The organism is Amycolatopsis sp. SID8362 (assembly GCF_010550475.1).
Taxonomy (GTDB): Bacteria; Actinomycetota; Actinomycetes; order Mycobacteriales; family Pseudonocardiaceae; genus Amycolatopsis; species Amycolatopsis eburnea.
In genome coordinates this window covers 1-3,923 of the sequence record NZ_JAAGNB010000080.1, presented here as the reverse complement: position 1 = coordinate 3,923, position 3,923 = coordinate 1, and the positions used below count along the sequence as shown (strand labels likewise).

Here is a 3,923-nt window from a genome sequence, read left to right as displayed (position 1 = left end):
GCCCGAGCGGGCGGTCGCGGAGCTGATCGCGGCGCTCGAGCGGGACGAGCCGTCGGTCGTCGTCGCGGACGTCGACTGGACGCGGTTCGTGCCGGCGTTCACCGCCCAGCGCCCGAGCCCGCTGCTCGGCGAGCTGCCCGAGGTCCGCGAGGTGCTGGCACTCGAGCCGGCGGCCGGCGGTGCCGTCGCGGAGATCCTCGGCAGCGCTTCGGGTCCCGAGCTGGACCGGCTGCTGCTCGACATCGTGCGCGGCGAGATCGCCGTGGTGCTCGGGCACGCGACCCCGGAGTCGGTCGACGTCCGCCAGCCCCTGCGCGACCTCGGCCTCGACTCGCTGGCGTCGGTCGAGCTGCGCAACGGGCTGTCCCGCGCGACCGGGCTCAGCCTGCCCAGCACGCTGGTCTTCGACCACCCGACGGCGGAAGCGCTGGCCACCCACCTGCGCACCCGCGTCGAGCCGGCGGCCGACGACCTCACCGAGGAGCTGGACCGCCTCGAAGCCGGTCTGACGACGGCTGATGCGGCGGACCGCGGCCGGGCACTGGCCCGGCTGGAGGTCCTGCTCGCCCAGTGGCGCGAGGACCGCGAGTCGATCGCGGACCGCCTCGACTCGGCCGACGACGACGAGATGTTCCGGCTCCTCGACACCGAGTTCGGCATCTCGTGATGCGCGCCCCGACCCCCTTCCACCGCTGCCCAGCGACCCCCTGTTCCCCGAGGACCACCCATGTCGAGTGAAGACAAGCTCCGCTACTTCCTCAAGCGAGTGACGGCCGACCTGCACGACGTCCGGGCGCGGCTGCGCGAGGCCGAGGAGAAGGCGGGGGAGCCGATCGCGATCGTCGGGACCGCCTGCCGGTACCCCGGTGGGGCGGACACGCCCGAACGGCTGTGGGACCTGGTCGCCGCGGGGACCGACGCGATCGCCGGCTTCCCCGCCGACCGCGGCTGGGACACCGCGCGGCTTTACCGGCCCGGGGACCCGACGCCCGGGCACAGCTACGTCCGCGAGGGCGGGTTCCTGCCGGAAGCCGCGGACTTCGACCCCGAGTTCTTCGGGATCTCGCCGCGCGAGGCCGTCGCGATGGATCCGCAGCAGCGGCTGCTGCTGGAAGTCGCGCACGAGGCGTTCGAGCGCGCCGGGCTGCCGGTCGACGGGCTGCGCGGCAGCCGCACCGGCGTGTTCGTCGGGGGCATGGCCCAGATCTCCGGGCCGTCCGAAGAACAGATCGAAGCCCTGTCCGGCTACCTCCTGACCGGCAGCGCGGCCAGCGTCTTCTCCGGCCGGATCGCCTACACGTTCGGTCTCGAAGGCCCGGCGCTGACCGTCGACACGGCGTGCTCGTCGTCGCTCGTCGCCCTGCACCTCGCCGCGCAGTCGCTGCGCGCGGGCGAATGTTCCCTCGCACTCGCCGGCGGGGTCACCGTGATGACCACGCCCGAGGGGTTCGTCGAGTTCAGCCAGCAGAACGGGCTCGCCGCCGACGGCCGCTGCAAGGCCTTCGCCGAAGCCGCCGACGGGACGGCGTGGGGCGAGGGCGCCGGGATGCTCGTGCTGGAACGGCTTTCCGACGCCCGCCGCCACGGGCACCCGGTGCTCGCGGTGCTGCGCGGCTCGGCGGTCAACTCCGACGGCGCGTCCAACGGCCTCACCGCCCCGAACGGACCTTCGCAGCAGCGGGTGATCCGGGCCGCGCTGGCGAACGCGCGGCTGGCACCGTCCGATGTGGATGCCGTCGAGGCGCACGGCACCGGCACGACGCTGGGTGACCCGATCGAGGCCGAGGCGCTGCTGGCGACGTACGGGCAGGACCGGGAGCGGCCGCTGTGGCTGGGTTCGCTGAAGTCCAACATCGGGCACACGCAGGCCGCGGCCGGGGTTGGCGGCATCATCAAGATTATCGAAGCGATGCGCCACGGCGTGCTGCCCCGGACCTTGCACGTCGACGCGCCGTCGTCGCACGTGGACTGGTCGGCCGGTCAGGTCCGGCTGCTCACCGAGGCCGTGCCGTGGCCGGAGACCGGCACGCCGCGGCGGGCCGGGGTGTCGTCGTTCGGGGTCAGCGGCACCAACGCCCACGTGATCGTCGAGGCGGTCCCGGCCGAGGTCGACGAGCCGTCCTCGCCGCTGCCCGTCGTGCCGTGGGTGCTGTCGGCCAAGACCGGCCCGGCACTGCGCGACCTCGCCCGGGCACTGCTGGACCACGACGGCGACCCCGTGGACGTCGGCCGCGCGCTGGCCACCACGCGCTCGGTCCGCGAGCACCGCGCCGTCGTCCTCGACGCCTCCGGGCTCGACGCCGTCATCGACGGAGTCAGCGAGCCCGCCAATCCGGGTGACGTCGTCTTCGTGTTCCCGGGGCAGGGTTCACAGTGGACTGGGATGGGCCGGGAGCTGCTCGGGGCGTCGCCGGTGTTCGCCGCGCGGATGGCCGAATGCGCGGCCGCGCTGGAGCCCTTTGTGGACTGGAAGCTCCTGGAAGCCCTCGACGGCGACCTCGAGCGGGTCGACGTCGTGCAGCCGGTCCTGTGGGCGGTGATGGTGTCGCTGGCCGAGGTGTGGCGGTCGTACGGCGTCGAACCCGCTGCCGTCGTGGGGCATTCGCAGGGGGAGATCGCGGCGGCAGTTGTCGCGGGTGGACTGTCTCTTGAGGACGGTGCGCGGGTAGTAGCGTTGCGGAGTAAGGCGATCCTGCGGCTGTCCGGACTCGGTGGGATGGTGTCGCTGGGCACGTCGGTCGACCGTGCGCGTGAGCTGATCGCGTCCTGGGATGGGCGGATCTCGGTCGCGGCGGTGAACGGCCCGTCGTCGGTCGTGGTCTCCGGGGAGGCGGCGGCGCTCGACGAGCTGCTGGCCGCGGTGGACGTGCGGGCGCGGCGGATCGCCGTCGACTACGCGTCGCACTCGGCTCACGTCGAGCTGCTGGCCGACGAGCTGGCTTCGGTGCTGGCCGACGTGAAGCCCCGATCCGGACGGGTCCCCTTCGTGTCCGCCGTGACCGGGGAAGTGCTGGACACCGCCGGGCTCGACGCGGCCTACTGGTACCGCAACCTGCGTGAACCCGTCCGGTTCGACCAGGCCGTCTCGACCCTGCTCGGGCTGCGGGCGGCCGTCTTCGTCGAGTGCAGTGCCCACCCGGTGCTCACCGTCGGCGTCGAGGAGACCATCGACGAGGCCGGGGCGGCGGCCGCCGCGGTCGGCACCCTGCGCCGCGGCGACGGCGGCCTGACCCGGATGTTCACCTCGCTGGGCGAGGCGTTCGCCCGCGGCGCCGACGTCGACTGGGCCGGGCTGTTCGCCGGCACCGGCACCCGCCGCGTCACCCTGCCCACCTACCCGTTCCAGCGCGACCGCTACTGGTCCGAGCCCGCGGCCCCGCGCCGCCGCACGGCCGTCGACGACCTGCGCTACGAAGTCGCCTGGCGGCTCGTCCCCGCCGAGCAGTCCACTGTGGATGGAACCTGGGTCGTGTGTGGGCCGGACGACGATCTCGCCGACCGCATCGCCCAGGGCCTAACCCGGCACGGCGCCGAGGTGGTCCGCGCGGCCGAACTCGGGGACACCACCGGTGTTCGCGGTGTCATCGCCGTCGCCCCATCCGGCCGGACCCCGGGTCACCCGGACGTGCCCGCCGGATTCGCCGCCGCGCTGGCGCTGGTCCGCGCCGACGTTCCGTTGTGGATGGCCACCCGCGGCGCGGTGTCGACCGGCGCCGCGGACCCGGTCACCGACCCGGAGCAGGCTCTCGTCTGGGGGCTCGGTCAGGTCGTCCGCCAGGAGCAGCCGAGCCGCTGGGGCGGCGTCGCCGACCTGCCCGCCGACGCGGACGACGCCACCGTCGACTTGTTCCTCGGCGCGCTGACCGGCCCCGAGGACGAACTCGCCGTCCGGCCCGACGGTGTCTTCGCCCGCCGGCTGACCC

General features: G+C 74.1%; 1 protein-coding gene and 1 pseudogene. Both read left to right on the top strand.

Annotation, left to right across the window (positions count from 1 at the left end; all coding sequences use genetic code 11):
* Positions 1-667 (top strand): acyl carrier protein (locus tag G3I65_RS02960; RefSeq protein ID WP_239070336.1); only part of this gene is annotated, 667 nt, incomplete at its 5' end.
* 78 nt (positions 668-745) lie between these two features.
* A pseudogene (locus tag G3I65_RS02955) lies at positions 746-3,923 on the top strand (type I polyketide synthase); the annotation flags it as partial.